The sequence below is a fragment of the Micromonospora olivasterospora genome (assembly GCF_007830265.1).
GTDB lineage: Bacteria > Actinomycetota > Actinomycetes > Mycobacteriales > Micromonosporaceae > Micromonospora > Micromonospora olivasterospora.
In genome coordinates this window covers 4,380,352-4,397,339 of record NZ_VLKE01000001.1, presented here as the reverse complement: position 1 = coordinate 4,397,339, position 16,988 = coordinate 4,380,352, and the positions used below count along the sequence as shown (strand labels likewise).

Here is a 16,988-nt window from a genome sequence, read left to right as displayed (position 1 = left end):
TCAGCTCTCCTCTCCGAGCCGCAGCACCTCACCGAGGCGCAACCGACGGTTGTTCAGGGTCTCGACGGTGACCGCGAAGCCGAGGGCCAGCACGGCCAGTCCGAGACCGGCGGTGACCAGGCCGGGTTCGAACCGGATGGCCACGGGCGCACCCCCGGTGAACGCGCCCAGGCCGAGCACGGGGGTCAGCAGCACCGGCAGCAGCGCGCCCACCAGCGCCCCGGTGAGCACCGACACCAGCACCAGCGGCGCCAACTCGACCAGCACCAGGCCCCGCCACTGCCGGCGGGACAGCCCCATGGTGCGCAGCCGGGACAGCGCCTGCCCCCGGTCCCGGGCCCCGGCGAGCACGACGAACGCCAGCGCCAGCAGGCCCAGCGCGGCACCGCCGGCCGCCCCGGTGGCGAAGCCGAAGACCAGCACGCCGTTCACCCCGGCGCCGCCGAGCTGCGCCCGGCGGGCCGACCAGGTGGACACCCGTGGCGGGAGCGGGGGCTCGCCGCCGGTCACCGCCCCCTGTCGCTGGTAGCGGCGTTGTCCCTCCGCGGCGATCCGGTACAGCGCGGCCTCGTCCACCCGGGCCGCCCGGTCCGCGTCCGCTGCGGGCGGGTCGGCGGCGAGCACGAAGCCGGTCGGCGCCAGCGGGTGCGGCCCGCCGGCGAGGTCCGGCCAGGGCAGCACCACGAACCGCTCGGTACCCCGGTCCACCAGCGGGAACTCCTCCACCGTCGCCGCCACCCGCAGCGGCAGCCGGTTGCCCTGCACGTCCACGAACGCCGGCCGCCCGGCCGCCGCACCGAGGTCGGCGGCGGCGAGGTCGGCGGCGAGGGCCGGGGAGACCAGCGCGGGCAACGGCTGCCCGCCGCCCCGCCCGGGGCGGCCGGACCAGCGGTGCCCGGCGCGCCCGGACCAGCGGCGCCCGGGCCGGCCGTGGCCGGCGCTCCCGGACCCGCGGCCGTGGCCGGCGCTCCCGGACCAGCGGCCGTGGCCGGCGCTCCCGGACCAGCGGCCGTAGCCGGCGCTCCCGGACCAGCGGCCGTGGCCGGCGCTCCCGGACCCGCGGCCGTGGCCGGCGCTCCCGGACCAGCGGCCGTCGGCGGGGTGCCGCCGCCCGCCAGCGCCGGCGGGACGGACACGTCGACCCCGGCGCGGCGGGCCACGTCGGCGAGCCCAGCGCCGTCGACGAGCAGCACGTGCACGTTCCGGATGTCGGTGGGCCGGCCGGCGGCGTCGCCGAGCACCGGCTGCCGGGGCTCGGCCAGCACCGGGGTGACGGCGCCCACGCCGGCCAGCGCGGCCAGCTCGGCCGCCGTGTCGGGGGCGAAGCGGATGCCGGTCACCAGGGCGTCGCCCGGCACCGCCCGGGTGGCGGCGCGGTCCCGGCTGCCCTCGATGCCGGCGGCGACCACGCCGCAGAACGCCGCGGTGGCGACGGCCAGCACCACCACGACCAGGGGTGCGCCCACCCCGGCCCGGCCGGCCCGGGCGGTGCCGAGGAACGCGACGCTGCCCCGGGCGCGGGCGGCCACCCGGCTGGCCAGCCGCAGCGGCCACGGGTACAGGCGCAGCGCCAGCACGGCCACGGCGACCGCGAGCAGCACCGGCACGGAGACCAGCAGTGGGTCCACCGCGTCGCCGGTACCCAGCCCGCGCCGGCGCAGCAGGAACGCGCCGACCCCGGCGAGCAGCAGCAGGGTCAGCTCGGCCGTGAGTCGACCGGCCGGGGACCGGGACCCGAGGTCGCGGCGGCCACCGCCGGCCCGCTGGGCGACCAGCACGGCGAGGGGCAGCACGAGCGTGGCGGCCACCGCGGCGGGCAGGGCGGCGAGCGGGCCCGCCGGGCCCGCGCCGGGCAGTCGGCCGCCGAGGTACCAGCCGAGCACGGCGGCCGCCGGCAGCACCAGCAGCGACTCGGCCAGCCCGCGGGCGAGCACGGTACGCGCCGCGCCGCCCCGGGCGCGCAGCAGCACGAACTCGGCGCGGCGGCGGCGTACCGCCAGGCCGGCGGCGAGGACGGCGAGGCCGGCCAGGGTGGCCAGCATCCCGGCCACGATGACCGCGAGCAGCATACGGGCGGCGCGAAGCGAGGCGGCGAACTGCCGCAGCGGGATGTCCAGGCCCTGGGTGAGGGTCAGCCCGCTCGGGCGGGTGCGGTCCATCGCCGCGAGCCCGTCGATCGTCTCGGTGAGCCGCCGCGCGTCGAGCCGCTGCGGGTCCACCCGGTAGCGCCAGGCGAAGCTGACGTCCCAGCCCTTGTCGGCGAGGGCCTCGAAGCCGCCCGCCCCGGTCACCCCGGCGGTCAGGAACGGCTCGCCGTCGCCCTCGGGCTCGGCCAGCCGCAGCGCCGACGGCAGGGGCGCCCAGACCCCGTCGGCGGGGTCGTTCGGCCGGAAGACCCCGACCACCACCACCGGGTTGCCGGGGGCGCGCTGCCGGGCCTGGTGGGTGGCGTCAGCCGGAGCCGGTCGCCGACCCGCAACCCGAGCTGGGCGGCGACCGGCTCGGCGAGGGCCAGCTCGACCGGCCCGTCGTCGTCGGGCGCGGCGTCGGTCGGCCACCGGCCGTCGGCCAGCGTCGCGGCGTCCCGCACCCCGCTCGCGGTGCGGGCGGTCAGGTCGATCAGGCCCTTGCCGGGGTCGAGGGCCGGCCCGCCGAGTCGGGCGAGGGCGGTCTGGGCGACGTACCAGCGCTGGCCGACGGTGTCCCGCACGGCCGGCGGCATCGCCGCCTCCAGCTGCGTCAGCCGCGCCGCCGCGAGCCGGGCGTGCGGGCCCGGCTGGGGCACCACGTCCTCCGGCGCGGTGTAGAGCAGGTCCCGCTGCGCGGGCGGCTCGGCGGCCACCTGCTCCCGCAGCCCCTGGCCGCCGAGCCGGTCGACGACCCGGGGCACCCCGGTGAGCAGCAGGGCCGCGACCAGCGTCAGCAGCCCGAGCAGCAGGAAGTGTCCCCCGTACGCCCGCACCCGGCGGGCGGCCTCCGCGACGTTCACCGGTCTCCCCCGATCCGCAGTTGCAGGGCGGCCACCCGCTGCCGGAGGCCGGTGGCGATGGCCGCGCTGAACGCCAGCGCGACCAGGAGCAGGCCGACGGCGGTCAGCCCGACCGGCGCCCAGGGCAACACGAAGGCGGCCTCGGGCACCGGGCGGCCGGCGGCCGGGGTGAGGATCACCAGCGGCGCCGTCGTCGCCGCGACGCCGGCCCCGACCAGCAGCCCGACCGTCACCCCGATGCCGGCCAGGAACGTCTGCTCGGCCAGCAGCGCCCGGGCCAGCAGCCGGGGCGAACCGCCGAGGGTGTGCAGCACGGCGAACTCGCCGAGCCGGTGCCGGGCGGTGGCCCAGACGTCCACGCCGAGGCCGACGAGGGCGAGCAGGACCGCGCCGAGCGCGGCGGCGAGCAGCCCGGTCCGCGCGCCCAGCCAGTACGGGTCGCCCGCGGCCGCCTCGGCGGTCTCCCGCCGGTCGAGCACGCTCACCCCCGGCAGCTTCCGGACGGCGTCGGCCACCCCGGCCGGGTCGCCGCCGTCGGCGCGCAGCCACCACTCCGTCGGCGGCCGGTCCCCGCCCCGGTGGCGGAGCAGCCAGTCCGCGGCGGCGGGCAGGTCGAGCAGCATGCCGGCGGCGCTGGTGGTGGGCACCGCGTCCAGCTCGCCGACGACGGTGACCGGCACCGACAGCCCGGACAGCGACACCGTGACGGTGTCGCCGAGCCGGAGGCTCAACGCCTCCCGGACGGCCGGCGTGAGCAGGGCCGGCACCGGCGGGTTCGGGTCGCCCGGGACCACGGCGAACCGGGCCGGCGGCTGGTACGCGAACCGGCCGCCCGCGCGAAAATCAACCTCGTACGTGACGTCGACGCCGGCCGTGCTCACCCCGAGGGTGGGCTTGGGGTGCTGGACGGTGTCGGCCAGCGCCCATCGACCGGACAGCGGGACGGGGCCGCTCGCGCCGTCCGCGTCGACCTGCGCCAGGTCGCCGACCACCAGCCGGTACGCCCGCCCCTGGGCGTCGCCGGCGTCCGCGCCGAACCCGACGAGCCGCAGCTGCCCGCCGGCGGTGGCGGGCAGCTCGACGCCGAACGGGACGGGCCGCCCGTCGCTTTCACCGCTGGCCAGCGGCACCCGCCAGGTCAGCCCGCCCGGGCCGGCCAGCAGTGCGACGACGTCGACCCGGTGCGGGGCGATCTCGTCGCTGACCGGGGTGCGCAGGATGCCGGTGAGCCGGCGCGCGGTGGCCGACAGTGCTACCCCGGCGGGCGCGCCGCGGGCCGCCACCATCCGGTCCAGCAGGCCGCGCACCGGCTCGTCGGCGAGCCGCTCGTCGAGCCGGACGACCTGCGGCGCGGCGGCGGCGTCCAGGGCGACCACGGTGGTCGGCAGGTCGTCACGGCCGAGCCGGACCTCGTCCCGCCAGGCCGGCAGCGCCCCGGCCAGCCCGAGCACCGCCGCGAGCCGGGCGGCCCGGTCCCGCGGGGCGGCCCCGGTGCGCTCGACGGCCCGCAGGTCCGCGCCGACCGCGTAGTCGGCCTGGTCGACGTGCGACCGCTCCCAGGTGGTCACCAGGGACCAGGCGAGGGTGCTGCCGCCGACGGCCAGTGCGAGCAGCAGCACCGGGCCGGCGTGCGGGCGGCGGCCGGCCTGCCACATGCCGAACATGGTGGCCGTCCACGGCCTGCGGTCGACGAACCGCTCGGCGTACCGGGTGGCGGGGGGCAGCAGCCGCAGCGCCAGCACCGCGCCCGCCAGCACGCCGACGATCGGCGCGGCCGCGAGCAGCGGGTCGATGCCGAGCCGGCCGCCCGCGCCGGCCAGCGGCGAGGAGTACTGCCGCAGCTGCGCCCAGGCGAGCACGGCGAGCAGCACCAGCGCGAGGTCGACGCTGGCCCGCTGCACCGCCGCGCCCCGGGTGGGGCGGGACCGGGCGGCCATGTCGGCGACGTAGGTGCCGGCCCGGCGCAGCGCCGGCAGCACCATCGCCAGCAGGCAGCCGAGCGCCGCGGCCAGGGCCACCGCCCAGGCCGTACGGCCGCCGCCCGCGTCGAGCGGCAGGCCGGAGCCGCCGACGCGGCGCAGCGCCTCCCCGGCCAGCGGGGGCGCGAGCAGCGCGGCCGGCAGCACCACCAGCGTCGCCTCCCGCACGGCCAGCCCGGCGAGCTGGCCGCGCGCCGCGCCCCGGGCCCGCAGCAGCGCCGTCTGCGCCCGCCGGTCCTCGTTGAGCAGCGCGGCGACCAGCACCAGCGCGTAGCCGCCGAGGACGAGGATCAGCAGCAGCGGGGTGAGCAGCGCCGAGCGGCCCACCAGGTCGGCCCGGCCCAGCCGGTCGATGAGGCGGTCCATGCCGGTGACGGTCTGCGCGGACGAGCCGAGGCCGGCCTCCTCCGGCACCCGCTCGGCGGCGACCGCCAGGGCCTGCTTCACCGCGCCGAGCCGGCTCGGGGGAACGCTCGCCAGGTCCGGCTCCACCAGCCAGGACGCCGAGACCGAGCCGGGGAAGGTCCGGGTGAAGTCGGCGGGGTCCAGCACGAACGGCCCGTACGAGGTGGCGGCGCCGTCGGCCCCGCCGGCCCCCGGGGCGAGCCGCCAGTACGCCTCGGCCGGGTCCCGTGGCCGCCAGACGCCCGCCACCAGCACCTCGCCCCGCCGATCCGAGCCGCGGTCCAGCAGCGGCACACGGTCCCCGGCCGCCAGGCCGAGCGTGGTGGCGACCCGCTCCGGCAGGGTCACCTGGGTCGGGGTGGCGCCGGGTACGGCCCAGGCCCCGCTGGTCAGCTCGGCGTGGGCGGCCACCTCGGCGAGGTCCACCAGGTTGGCGAAGACGGGATCCTCGCCGGTGCGGGCCGCGCCGAGGTCGCCGGTCAGCTCCCGCCCGGTCCCGTACCGGGCGCCGGCCACCCAGGTCGGTACGCCGCCGAGGCCGGCGGCGAACCGCTCCCGGACCGCCCGGTCCCGAGTGGCGAACTCGGCGGCGTCCCGCCCCCCGGTGCCGCTGAGCAGCACGCTGCGTTCCTCGGCCGGCGCGGCGCGCAGCATGGCCCGCTGGCCGGCGTCGACGGCCCGGCCGTTGTAGTCGGACAGCCCGGTCACCAGGGCGACGGCGACCAGCGCCGCGGCCACCCCGGCGAGCAGCAGCCCCCGTGCCTCGCGGGTGCGCCTCCACACCAGTCTCATCCGACCCCTCCCCGGGCCCCCACGGGGCCGACGACCAGGAAGAGTCGCGACGGACGAGAAAAGGTTCGCGCCCGTTACATGATCGTTACCCGTCGCTGGCGGCTCCGCCGCCCCGCGCCCGCACGCTGACCTCGCGGGTGGCCCCGGCCGTAGGTGCAACTTCACGGAAGTTGTGGCCTCCGGTGCCGTCGGAGGCAGCAGTTTCCGTGAAGTTGTCCGGATCTTGCGGCGGGTGGGCGGCCGGGTCATCCAGAGGCGCGTGGATGGGCGGGGCAGGTTTGACGCGGCGTGAGATCGCCTTCGCTAGATCAAGGCGATCAAGGCGTACCGGGAGGCGACCGGGGTGGACCTCGTGACGGCCAAGGCGGCTGTGAAGGCGATGACCGCGGCCCGGTTGACGGTCGCCGCCCAGGCCCCCACCTCGTTCGGATCAGTCCACCGGCACCCGGTAGACGAACTCGTACCTGTGCCCCGGGAACACGATGTCCGCCGTCTCCACGGGCGTTCCCCCGGCCAGGTACGTCCGGGCCACCACCAGCACGTACGCGCCACGTGGCGACAAGTTCAGAGCCTCGATCTCCTCCCCCGTCGCCGGCCGGGAGGTCACCCGTTCCTCGAACTCGTCGATGCGGACCCCGATGCGGTCCATGCGGGGTACCACGCCGACCGCCGCCCCGCCCTCCGGCCACTCCACGTCCGTGCCGCCGGTGACCGCCAGCGGCTCCCACGACACCGACAACTGCACCGGCTCCCCGTCGGCCAAGAACCGGTAACGGGTGCACATGACCGGGTCACCTGGCTCGATGCCCAGACGGGCGGCTACGGCCCGGTCGGCAGCGGCGTGCCGGCTGTCGTGTTCCCATGTCGGCTGCGTCCCGGCCTGATCCGCGTCTTGCGCGAACGGAGACCGGGTGCGGGACGCGCGGGCCATGACATTTCGGGTGATGCGCCGCACCTCACGGACGTAGTTGCCGGAGCCGCGCCGGCCCTCAATGAGCCCTTCACTCTGCAGGATGCCCAGGGCGTTCTTGACGACGGTGGTCGACACGTCGAAACGCTGGCGTAGCTGCGCCTCGGTGGGGAGTTTGGCTCCCGGGGCGAGCGTTCCGTCGGTGATCTGGGCGCGTAGCTCTGCGACGATGCGCAGGTACGCGGGGGTCTCGGGCATGGCGAACCTGCCCTCCTTTCCGGTCTGCGCTGCCCAGTCGACCACACCCCAGTTAGTGCATCAAATCTTTGCGGGAGCCATTGCCCCTTGCGATTTAGTGCACTAACTTTGAGGTGACTCCGTCACCGGTCAACTCCGGTCTGCAACCAGCGACCGGCGGCGGAGTCCCCGCATCCGTCCATGCCTGGAGAAACTCCATGAGACTGTGGCCATTCCGTCGCCGAAAGACTCCACCGGAACCAACCTGCCGACCCGCGACCGCCTACTCCGGCCACACCGGGGCGTACGTCGCACGCAGCCCGGGCCCTGTCCGGCCTCAGCGGCGAAGCGGGACCTACTGGGCAAGCGAGCCCACGATGGAGTACCAACAAGCGCCCCTGCTCACCCGAGGACAGCGACACAGAGGCAGGGGACGGCAATGACGCCCGAACGACAGGAGGCGCCGTTCTCGGTGATCCTGGCGAGCTACTGCATCGAGTTCCACACCCGGAACACCTGCTCCAAGTGCACCGACGACGGCTGTCCTCGACTGGCTGGCGCCCAGCTCAGGATCGACACCTATCGGTTGGCGAAGCTGGCCCTGCGTCGCTCCCGGCGCCTCATCTGACATACGCGCGTGCGTCGCGCCCCGTTCACCCAGTTCCCCGTAGGGGCGACTTGAGTCTGTCACCAGGTTCAGCCAAGGCTTCCCACTCACTCAATGTCGATCAACACCTGGCAAGGGGTCGGAAAGTCAGGTCCGCACGATGGGCCCGCCGAGCACCTCCCCGAAGCACGGGTGCCAGGGCCGGGCCTTACGTCCACACATACCGATGCGGCCCCTGTGGCTGAGGTCGGCCAGCCACACCGAGATCGAGTGGCGGTTGAGCTGGCCGAGTGTGGTGGGTCGACCCTGGGCGGTGAGCCAGTCGCAGAAAGACCGGATCGACTGTCCGTGAAAGATCTGGGTGCGCGCGGCCTTGCCGGCGGCGCGCAACGATCGTCGGAATGATGCAACGAGGTCAGAGAGTTGGGGCGGCGACATGCCCGGCAGATCAACGGGCGAGTCAGCGCTATGCCACCCCCGTCCGGGCCCGACAGACCGGCGTGTTAGCTGGTGGGGCGCTTCGCGCGGCTGGGCTGCACCCGCTTCGGCTCGCCCGGCATCTTCGGGTACTCCGGCGGGTACGGCAGGTCACCCGAGCCGCCCGCGGCGTCCCGGTCGGCCCACTCCAGCAGCGGGGTGATGTCCCACGGGGCGTCGTCGATGCCGGCGTGCGGGTCGCCCCGCTCGGCCAGCCGCGCCGGCACGCTGCCCAGGTGCAGGTCGTCCGGGTCGACGTCGGACAGCTCGTCCCAGGTGACGGGGGCCGAGACGGTGGCCCTGGCGTTGGCCCGCAGCGAGTACGCGCAGGCGATCGTGCGGTCGCGGGCCATCTGGTTGTAGTCGACGAATACCCGGGCGCCCCGCTGCTCCTTCCACCAGGCGGTGGTGACCAGCTCCGGGCGGCGGCGCTCCAGCTCGCGGGCCAGCGCGATGGTGGCGCGGCGCACCTCGACGAACGTCCACCGTGGCTGGATGCGCAGGTAGACGTGCACGCCCCGGCCGCCGGACGTCTTCGGCCAGCCGGTCGTGCCCAGCTCGTCGAGCAGGGCGCGCACCTCGCCGGCGGCGGCCACCGCGTCGACGAAGTCCGTGCCGGGCTGCGGGTCGAGGTCGATGCGCAGCTCGTCGGGGCGGTCGACGTCGACGGCGCGGACCGGCCAGGGGTGGAACACGACGGTGCCCATCTGGGCGGCCCAGGCCACGTGGGCGAGGTCGGCCGGGCACAGCTCGTCGGCCGTCCGGCCGCTGGGGAAGCTGATCCGGGCCGTACGCACCCACGGCGGCACGCCCCGGCTCGGCACCCGCTTCTGGAAGAACATCTCCCCACCGATGCCCTCGGGGAAGCGTTGCAGCGTGGTCGGGCGGTCCCGCAGGGCCCGCATGATCCCGTCGCCGACCGCCAGGTAGTAGTTGAAGACGTCCGCCTTCGTGAAGCCCCGTTCGGGGAAGATCACCCGATCCGGGCTGGTCAGCCGGACGGTGTGCCCGGCCACCTCGATCTCGGCCGCGGCCTTCGTCGTACCACCCATCCCGCGACCATATTCCACCCCGCCGACACTCGTCGTACCGTTGTCGGGTGAGTCTTGACGAGAGCGAACTGCCCCGCACCGAGGAAGAGTGGCGGGTCCGGCTGAGCCCGGAGGAGTTCCGGGTGCTGCGCCAGGCGGGCACCGAGCGCCCGTGGACGGGCGAGTACGTCGACACGAAGACGCCCGGCGTCTACCACTGCCGGGCCTGCGGGCTCCAGCTGTACCGCAGCGACGCGAAGTTCGACTCCCACTGCGGCTGGCCGAGCTTCGACGACACCATTCCCGGCACGGTGAAGGAGATCGAGGACAACAGCCACGGCATGCGGCGCACCGAGATCCGCTGCGCCCGCTGCGACAGCCACCTCGGCCACGTCTTCCGCGGCGAGGGCTTCACCCCGAAGAACGCCCGGCACTGCGTCAACTCGGTCTCCATCCGGCTGGAGCCGGCGCAGGGCTGAGCGCGACTCCCGGCGCTCCTGGTACGAATCGCCCCTCGAAGGGGCCGATTCGTACCAGGGCCCTGGGTCGACCCCGCGACACACCGACCGCGACGCGCCGCCGCGGCGGGGCGGATCCGCCGTTTCCCCCGCCCGGGGCACGGGCGCTGCCGCACGCTGAGGGGGACAACTGTCGTCCTTATCTGCGGGGGGGTTTCGGTCATGGCGACGTGCGAGGTCTGCGGCAACGACTACTGGATGGCGTTCGAGGTACGGACGGTCAGCGGCGACGTGCACACCTTCGACAGCCTGGAGTGCGCGGCGCACCGGCTGGCGCCGATCTGCGAGCACTGCCAGGTCAAGATCCTCGGCCACGGGGTGGAGGTCTCCGGGCGCTTCTTCTGCTGCGCCCACTGCGCCAGGGCGGCGGAGGGCCAGCAGGGGGCCGAGGTCCGCGACGCGGTCGGCGCCCGCCCCGCCTGAGCGAACGTGTTGGCGACCCGGACAGCTACTTCTGGTCGGGTTCGTCGCCGAGGCGTCGAGCTGGCCCGGTCTCGACGGTCAACTCACTGAAGGAGTACGGGGGCCACGGACCCAGGTAGCGGATCCGCGCCGCCGGCTGCTCGTCCTGGATACGTGCCAGTTCGGCACCGAGTTCCTCCATCCGGGCACGGTGCACCAGGACAGCGGCGGCCAGCACCGGCACCTGCCCCTCCTCCCGCTCGCCGCGGTGGCGCTCCGAGATGTCCTCTACCAGGCTCACCAGGCGCCGGCGGTACTCCGGGTAGATCCGGTCGGCCAGCGTGTCGGCGGCATTTCGCTCCACCATCTGCAGCTTCTTCGCCAGCAGCCGGCGGACACCCGCCGGCTTGTGGTTCAGCTCGGCCGTCAGCTTCCGCACCTCGGGATCGTCCGCCGCTGCCTGGACCCGGTCCAGCGTGATGTCCACCCGAAGCTCGACCCGGTCCCTGAGGGCGTCGAGCCGGGCGCGCAGCTCCTCGGCGGTGTCCCGCAGCCAGCCGCGGAGCCTGTCGCGGGCGGTGCTCTCGTCGTCCCCACGGACGAGCACGTTGAACGTCACCGGCAGGGCGGTTCCGGCAACCTTCCAAGCACGTTCCACGACGGCGCTGTGTTCCAGGACCCACCGTCTGGCATCCTCGTCGGCTCCCTGGTAGGGCCCTGCCGTCGTCTCATGGACGAGCGCCGCGACGCCCCCGTCCGCATCCACCACGTCCAGGACGGCAGCGTCGATCCCGGTACCCGTCGCGTCGGGGGGAAGCTCCAGGGGCCACGGTAGAACGGCGTAGACGTACAGAGCCCTGGCCGCCACCGTTTCGCGGTCGCCTCCCTCGGCGGGCCTGTCAGCGATCACGCCGGTCCCCTTCCCACCTCGTCGGTCCAGCGGGACGGATTGATCAACTTGTTGATCACGTCGTCAACCACGTCGTCCAGGCCGCGGCGCAGATCCCTGACCGATTCCGTGATCCCGTGTTCGGCCTTGATCTCCTCCATCGCCTCGTCGATCTCCATGAGGGCCTCTCCCAGCCGGTTCTGCTCCTCCTCGGTGAGGTCTCCACCCTCCAGCCGCCGCACGGCCTGCGTCTCCAGCGCCTCCTCGATGATCTCCACGAGGGTGACGACGAGCGTCAGGATGCCGTGCTTGAGGCTCCGCTCGTCAACGGTGAGCGGCACTGTCCACCTCCCTGACATGGTGCGACGTGGATTCCTCGGTGATCCTCCGGATGAGCTCAGCCCACCTCGCCGCGTCCTCCACGGCGAGCAGGACCACGCCATGACCGGTTGCCACCGCCAAGACGTCCGCCTCTCCGCTGGGCGTGCTGCTCCGCCGGACCTCCACCCCCGCGATGTCCTGCGGGACCAGGTTCACGGCCGCGCGGGCGTCCGACGGTGATCGCCACGTCAGTCCCGCTCGCCTGTCGAGCCGCGCGGTGCCCTCGCGCCACAGCGCCGAGCCGGACCGCGTCTCCTGGTACCAGGCGCGCGATTCCCGCAGCACGTCGGGGGACAGCTCGGCGTGCAGCGCCTCGGTCAGCGTCGCCGAGCCCGGACGAGACCCGACCGCCCTTGGAGTCTGCGTGAGGCCCCCACCCGGCACGCGGGCCGCCACGAGGGACAGCAGCCGCTCCGGGTCGCGAGCAGAGAGCAGACGGGACGAGCCATCGACCAGTTCCACCAGCATGCGGTGCCGGTGCTCTCCACCCACGGTTCGCTCGTCGGGCAAGGTGACCGCACGGATGCTCTCCCACGGGGTCTGCCACAGCACCTCGGCAGGATCACGCCGGAAGACGAGCAGGCGACGGTCGGTGAGATAGACCGTGCCGGGACGCCAGGAGCGGTGGACCTCCTCGGCGTACACCCCGCCGGCCATCCGGGCCACCACTTCTTCTTCGGGCAGCAGCGGAACCTGCCGGGCGATGGAGCGCTGCACCGAGGCTCGGGTCTGCTTGTCCCACTGCTGCATCATTCCGTACTCCAGCATCGTCTCCATGCCGGCGAGGGTGGCGCGGAGGTTCACGCCGATCAGTGGGATCTCGGCCACCGAGATGATCAGATCCAGGTTGAGGTAGACCCCTTTGTTGAGCAGCACCGCCAGGAGATCCGGCAACGTCACCTGCGGGTCGCGTACCGGCTGCAGCGGCGCGGACTCACGCATCGGGGCGGACCTCCTGCGCTGGTTGCGCCGACGCCTGGCCGGCCGGTTCCCGCCGGTCCGTGCTGCCGGCCTCGATCTCGCCCTGCGACTTCTCCAGCGCCAAGGACCGCGCACTGCGCCAGCCGCACCAGGGGCAGGACCTTTCCAACAGTTCCTGGGTGGGAACGCGCTTCCCGCAGCCGAGGCAGGTCTCGTTGGACTCGAGCGCCTCCCGGCCGGCCCTTGTGTCGATGTTCGTACCGGCCGGGAACTCCAGGCCGTAGCGTGCCGCCGTCTCGAAGGACGCCAGCGCGGCCCGGATCCGGATGCCGAGAAGCTCCACGCCGGCGACCGACACCATGATGTCCGCGTTGAGGACGAGGCCCCGGTCCAGCAGCGTCTCCACCACGTGTACGAGCGTCCCCTCGCGACTGCGTTGTGGCTGCAACGACTGCCTCACGATGGCATCACCCTCTCCTCCTCACATCTCCCGACCGCGGTCCACCGAACCCGCTCAGTACCCGGCGGTGACCAGAAGTGAAACCAGCGGGGCGGGGTGCCCCAGACCTCACTTCCGCGAGCACGCCGACGCCGGGCCGAGCGGCACGGGCGGCACACGGTCGGCTCCGGGGCGGAACATCCATCGGCGGGGGCAGGACGGTGACACGCACCGTTCACCGGGGCCGGTCAGGCTGCTGGGCCCGACTGCCGAAGCAGGCGGGCCCAGCGAGATTCGGCTGCCCGGGACGATCGGAGAGGCGCCGCTATTACCGCTGACCCACTGGCTTTCGGCGCCGCCGTGGGCGGTCGGTCTCGTCGTCCGCAGGCTCGTCCAAGTCCTGCCTCCGGTCCGATTCCTCGTACTCGCCTTCCGCGTCCCGGTCCTCGTACTCGCCTTCCGGGTACTCGTCTGCCACCTCGTAGGGCTAGTCGTCACCCGGCTCGACTTCGTCGCCCCGGGGTCGTTCCTCGTCGTCCTCGCGGTCGTCCCGCGAGCCACGGTCGAGGATCTCGTCCGCCCGCTCGTCACGCCGGGCCTGCTGCTGCTTCTGCGGGTTCTCGTCCTCGCCGCCCTGCCGCTCCTGTCCCTGCGCGTCCTCGTCCTGAGGTTCCTCGTCCGACCGCCGAACCAGCTGGGCGTTCCGGATCTCACCGCGCCAGCCCTCAGGTGGCTCGCCCTGCGCCATCATCGTGTGGCGGCGGAAGTGCTTGAGATCGAGCCGGGCTCGTCGGCCGCCGGCACGCCAGATGTTGCCGACCTTCTCGAACAGACCAGCCGGGTAGTACTCCATCACCAGAAGCACGCGGGTCAGGTCGTCGGCCAGCGGGTGGAACGTGACCACGCCCCTGGTCGAGCCCTTGGCGCCCTCGCTGGTCCAGACGATCCGGCGGTCCGGAACCATCTCCTGGATGGTCGCCTTCCAGGTGCGGCGGGACTTGAACACCCTCACGCGCCAGTTCGCCTCGGTGTCGCCGGTGCGCTCCACACCCTCGACACCCTTCATGAACTTGTTGAACTCCTCGAACTCCGTCCAGTGGTTGTAGACCTGGTCCACCGGGAGCCCGATATCGATGTTCTCCTCGATGTTTGTCACTTTGATCTTGCCGCCGCCGCCCTTCTTGCCACGGCGGAAAACGGACTTGACCTTTTCTTTGAGCATCGCCATCCCTGCCTGGACACTGGCCCTCGCGGGCGACTTGCCCTCCGCCACAGCCTTCGCTCCGACAAGCCCTGCCCTGAGGCTCCCACTCTTCCCGGTCTCCTCGATGCGACCGGTCAGGTTATCCACCATCTGCTCTGCCTTCGCGAACGCGTACCTTTTCGCCTCGTCGCCCAAGCGCGCAAACGCCGGGTTGCCGCGAACCGTCTGAGCCATGCCGGCCAGGATGCCCCCGGTGGGGGCACCGGCATTTCCGCTCATGCTGTCCTCCTTCGTTCGCGCCTGCTACTTCCCGGCGCGGCTGGACGCACGGGTCCGGCTCGGGGCGCGCTGGGATACCGCCCGGCTGGCCGTCTTGGCGACCTTCCGGGCGCTACGGACGGGAGCCGACCTCTGCTTCTCCTCGTCGGAGTCCTCAGATCGCTGGGCGTCCTCGGCCGAATCATTCCGCCGTTCCTCGGCCTCGTCCGTCCTATCGCCGCCGAGGGCCTTGGTGACCCGGCTGTGTCCGCCGACCAGGCGCGTGGTGCGCTCCTGCAGCCCGTCGGCCAGATTGTTCACCTTCGACTCCACGACGGTGATCGCGGCGCGCTGCGCGGCCACCGCCAGGGGGCCGACCAGCGGGCCGGCGATCCTGCCCACCCCACTCTTGGACACCAGCCCGGGCAGGCTGCCCATCGGGCCGGACTTTCGACCGGCGGTGAAGAGGGCCAGACCGATGGCAACCTTGCCCATCTTCGTTCTGCCTAACAGGTATCCACCGGCGAAGGCCGCGGCGAGCCTGGCAGTATCGTTCACGATCCACGCTCCTCTCATCAGGGTTCGTCACCATCCCCAGCGGCCGGACGTACTTTCCCTGGGCCGCGGTTGGGGGACCTGGACTTGGCCGCTGGCGAAGTCCAGCGGTGGCAGAGGACCGACGTACTCGATGTCGTAGCGATCGCCCAGGTCGTCGCGCAGCTGCTGCACCGCGTCGTCGAACTGGCCGAGGTCCTGAGCGCGAACCAGGTAGAACTGGGTCAGGGTGGTCACCTCGTCGCGCACGCGCGCGCCGTGGTCCACCGCGAGCGGTCCCAGCCGGCCGACCAGGTCCTCGGACAGTTCCGCGCGTCGCTCCCCGAGTGCCTCGCTCACCTGTTCGCCGACACTGATCCGGAGGTTGAGGTCCGCAGCCCCCTGTCGGGACTCGGCGACCATGCGGCGCAACTCGGGCGAGGACGCGAGCAGCTCGCGCAACTCCGCGTCCTCGTCGGCGGTGAGAATGAGCTGGACCTCCACGAGCCCGTCGAGTTGATCCAGACGGTCGGCGCCCTCGTCCGCGAGCGGCTCCAGGATCTCGGTGGCCACCGCGTCGTCGTCGGGGGCGACCGTGCCGAAGCGCACGGGGAGCACCGGTCCGCCCTCCAGCAGTGTCCGGAGCACGTCCAGGAAGGCGACAGCGTCGTCGTCCCGCAACGCCTCGTCGATGACGTCGCTGACCGCGACGGCCACGTGCTCGTTGCGGATCAGCCGCACCGGGCCCGGGGGCTCACCGACGCCGGCGAGCCCCTCGGGCGCCTGATGTGCGGAGCGAACCAGTCCGTAGACGACAACCGGCACGGTCAGCTCTCCTCGTCGCCCGAGTTGGAGCGGGCCGACGGCTGCCGCCCGCTGGCCTGACGCCCAACCGGTAGGCGGCGACGGCGATGGCCGCCGTCGTCGTCCTCCGCGTCGTCGTCGCCGCGGATTTTCTGCTTGATCTCGGAAACCGTGTCCCTGACTCCGCCGAGCGCACCGCGCGTCTTGGCTCGGGCGCCGCCCTCGGTCACCGACTGGATCAGTCCGGGCAGGCCGGTGACCTGACCCTCTGGTTGCAGATCCAACCGGTTGACCGCCTCGGCGAAACGCAGGTACGTGTCGACACTGGCGATGACGACCCGAGCATCGATCGTCAGGAGCTCGATGCCGACCAGCGACACGCGCACGTAGGCGTCGATCACGATGCCCTTGTCCAGGATCAGGTCCAGGACGTCGGCGAGGCTGCTCGGGCGCGGAGCGCGGTTCGCTCCAGTGGATGTCACAGTCATAGTTACCGCCTCTCTCAGTTGGTGGCCACTCGACGGCCGTCAACGCGTTGGCGCGGGCCCGCCTCGCGCTGGACCGGCGCGTCATCCGGTACGCAGGTCAACCTGTCGTTGCCGCTCCGGTCCCTGCTTGGTCCGGCCCGAACTGGCGCTCGCGCGAACCCGCTCGGGAAATGCCCACGAGGGAGTCGGGGTGCGCGACGCACACCGGGACCTGGGGAAGCGGACGGCGTACCGGGAGCCCGACTGGGGAACGGGTCGGCCGTCAGGTCGGGTCCGTCGCGTTCCTCGGATAACGTCGCAGGCGCTCGTACTGCCTGACGTGCCCATCGTTGTCGCTGTCGACCCGGTAGGTCGCCATCACGCTGCTGCTGGCCGGAATCCGCTCCAGCTCCGTGACATCGACGAGGAATGACCAACCGTCGTCCTCCGGCCTCGCCCCGCTGATGCCTTCCGGGGTGAGCCCGGTCAGCTCGTGGAACTCGAGCAGGGCGACGCGCGCCGAGTCCATCAGGCTGCGGCGGCCAGAGCTGGACTGATCACGGACAAGGTCGTCCGGCGCTTGGGGTTCTGCCGTCATGGTCCATGCTGTACCCAGCCTCATGTTTCGCGAATCCCGCGTCCGCTGGCACACGGTCCAACATGGCCGTCGGCCGCCGCCGTTCCACGTGGACGGTCGCGGGCGACACGTGGCCCGACGGCTCGATGGACCGGCGGCGAACCGGC

At 73.4% G+C, this 16,988-nt stretch carries 18 protein-coding genes; 3 read left to right on the top strand and 15 right to left on the bottom strand.

Translation table 11 applies throughout. From position 1 onward, the window contains the following. The 5 genes from JD77_RS20295 to JD77_RS20280 form a co-directional block, all read right to left on the bottom strand. Complete coding sequence (locus tag JD77_RS20295; protein ID WP_246140778.1) at window positions 1-576, bottom strand: FtsX-like permease family protein; 576 nt, start codon at window positions 574-576, stop codon at window positions 1-3. Continuing rightward, window positions 507-2,405, bottom strand: a complete 1,899-nt coding sequence (locus tag JD77_RS33830) for a hypothetical protein (RefSeq protein WP_246140777.1) — start codon at window positions 2,403-2,405, stop codon at window positions 507-509. The genes JD77_RS20295 and JD77_RS33830 overlap by 70 nt, the downstream gene beginning before the upstream one ends. Next, a complete protein-coding gene (locus JD77_RS20290) occupies window positions 2,300-2,989 on the bottom strand; it encodes a hypothetical protein (RefSeq protein ID WP_145775740.1) in 690 nt (229 codons plus the stop codon). Before JD77_RS20290 ends, JD77_RS33830 begins: the two co-directional genes overlap by 106 nt. Next, window positions 2,986-6,165 (bottom strand): FtsX-like permease family protein, encoded by a 3,180-nt coding sequence (locus tag JD77_RS20285; protein ID WP_145775739.1) that lies wholly within the window; start codon window positions 6,163-6,165, stop codon window positions 2,986-2,988. The genes JD77_RS20290 and JD77_RS20285 overlap by 4 nt, the downstream gene beginning before the upstream one ends. A 430-nt stretch (window positions 6,166-6,595) precedes the next feature. Beyond that, window positions 6,596-7,333, bottom strand: coding sequence for a GntR family transcriptional regulator (locus JD77_RS20280; protein WP_145775738.1), 738 nt, complete (start codon window positions 7,331-7,333; stop codon window positions 6,596-6,598). Window positions 7,334-7,751: 418 nt separating this feature from the next. Here JD77_RS20280 and JD77_RS20275 point away from each other — a divergent pair, with 418 nt between their 5' ends. Beyond that, on the top strand, window positions 7,752-7,940 hold the full coding sequence (locus JD77_RS20275; protein WP_145775737.1) for a hypothetical protein: 189 nt from the start codon (window positions 7,752-7,754) through the stop codon (window positions 7,938-7,940). A 482-nt stretch (window positions 7,941-8,422) separates the two neighbouring features. Here the strand turns inward: JD77_RS20275 and ligD are convergent, their stop codons facing one another. Further along, window positions 8,423-9,448: a non-homologous end-joining DNA ligase gene (gene ligD / locus JD77_RS20270; RefSeq protein ID WP_145775736.1), complete on the bottom strand. Its 1,026-nt coding sequence runs from the start codon at window positions 9,446-9,448 to the stop codon at window positions 8,423-8,425. Between the two features lie 47 nt (window positions 9,449-9,495). Between ligD and msrB the strand changes: the two genes are divergently transcribed. Together msrB and JD77_RS20260 are read left to right on the top strand one after the other, a co-directional pair. Next, complete coding sequence (msrB, locus tag JD77_RS20265; RefSeq protein WP_145775735.1) at window positions 9,496-9,906, top strand: peptide-methionine (R)-S-oxide reductase MsrB; 411 nt, start codon at window positions 9,496-9,498, stop codon at window positions 9,904-9,906. Between the two features lie 201 nt (window positions 9,907-10,107). Then, the gene (locus JD77_RS20260; RefSeq protein ID WP_145775734.1) at window positions 10,108-10,368 is read left to right on the top strand and encodes a Prokaryotic metallothionein; all 261 of its coding nucleotides are present in this window, start codon (window positions 10,108-10,110) and stop codon (window positions 10,366-10,368) included. 25 nt (window positions 10,369-10,393) lie between these two features. Here JD77_RS20260 and JD77_RS20255 read toward each other — a convergent pair whose 3' ends face one another. The 9 genes from JD77_RS20255 to gvpO form a co-directional block, all read right to left on the bottom strand. After that, the gene (locus tag JD77_RS20255) at window positions 10,394-11,215 is read right to left on the bottom strand and encodes a GvpL/GvpF family gas vesicle protein (protein WP_246141315.1); all 822 of its coding nucleotides are present in this window, start codon (window positions 11,213-11,215) and stop codon (window positions 10,394-10,396) included. 38 nt (window positions 11,216-11,253) lie between these two features. Next, entirely contained in the window at window positions 11,254-11,577 is a 324-nt protein-coding gene (locus JD77_RS20250) for a gas vesicle protein K (RefSeq protein WP_145775732.1), read from the bottom strand. Further along, window positions 11,561-12,559, bottom strand: a complete 999-nt coding sequence (locus JD77_RS34785) for a gas vesicle protein (protein ID WP_145775731.1) — start codon at window positions 12,557-12,559, stop codon at window positions 11,561-11,563. Before JD77_RS34785 ends, JD77_RS20250 begins: the two co-directional genes overlap by 17 nt. Then, window positions 12,552-12,998, bottom strand: coding sequence for a gas vesicle protein (locus JD77_RS34780; protein ID WP_281292105.1), 447 nt, complete (start codon window positions 12,996-12,998; stop codon window positions 12,552-12,554). Before JD77_RS34780 ends, JD77_RS34785 begins: the two co-directional genes overlap by 8 nt. Before the next feature lie 466 nt (window positions 12,999-13,464). Continuing rightward, window positions 13,465-14,460 (bottom strand): SRPBCC family protein, encoded by a 996-nt coding sequence (locus JD77_RS20235; protein ID WP_145775730.1) that lies wholly within the window; start codon window positions 14,458-14,460, stop codon window positions 13,465-13,467. Window positions 14,461-14,484: 24 nt separating this feature from the next. After that, entirely contained in the window at window positions 14,485-14,997 is a 513-nt protein-coding gene (locus JD77_RS20230) for a hypothetical protein (RefSeq protein WP_145775729.1), read from the bottom strand. A 27-nt stretch (window positions 14,998-15,024) separates the two neighbouring features. Continuing rightward, window positions 15,025-15,798, bottom strand: a complete 774-nt coding sequence (locus JD77_RS20225; RefSeq protein ID WP_170286490.1) for a GvpL/GvpF family gas vesicle protein — start codon at window positions 15,796-15,798, stop codon at window positions 15,025-15,027. Window positions 15,799-15,800: 2 nt separating this feature from the next. Next, window positions 15,801-16,265, bottom strand: coding sequence for a gas vesicle structural protein GvpA (locus JD77_RS20220; protein ID WP_145775728.1), 465 nt, complete (start codon window positions 16,263-16,265; stop codon window positions 15,801-15,803). Window positions 16,266-16,527: 262 nt separating this feature from the next. Continuing rightward, window positions 16,528-16,842: a gas vesicle protein GvpO gene (gene gvpO, locus JD77_RS20215; protein ID WP_145775727.1), complete on the bottom strand. Its 315-nt coding sequence runs from the start codon at window positions 16,840-16,842 to the stop codon at window positions 16,528-16,530. Window positions 16,843-16,988: the final 146 nt, after the last annotated feature.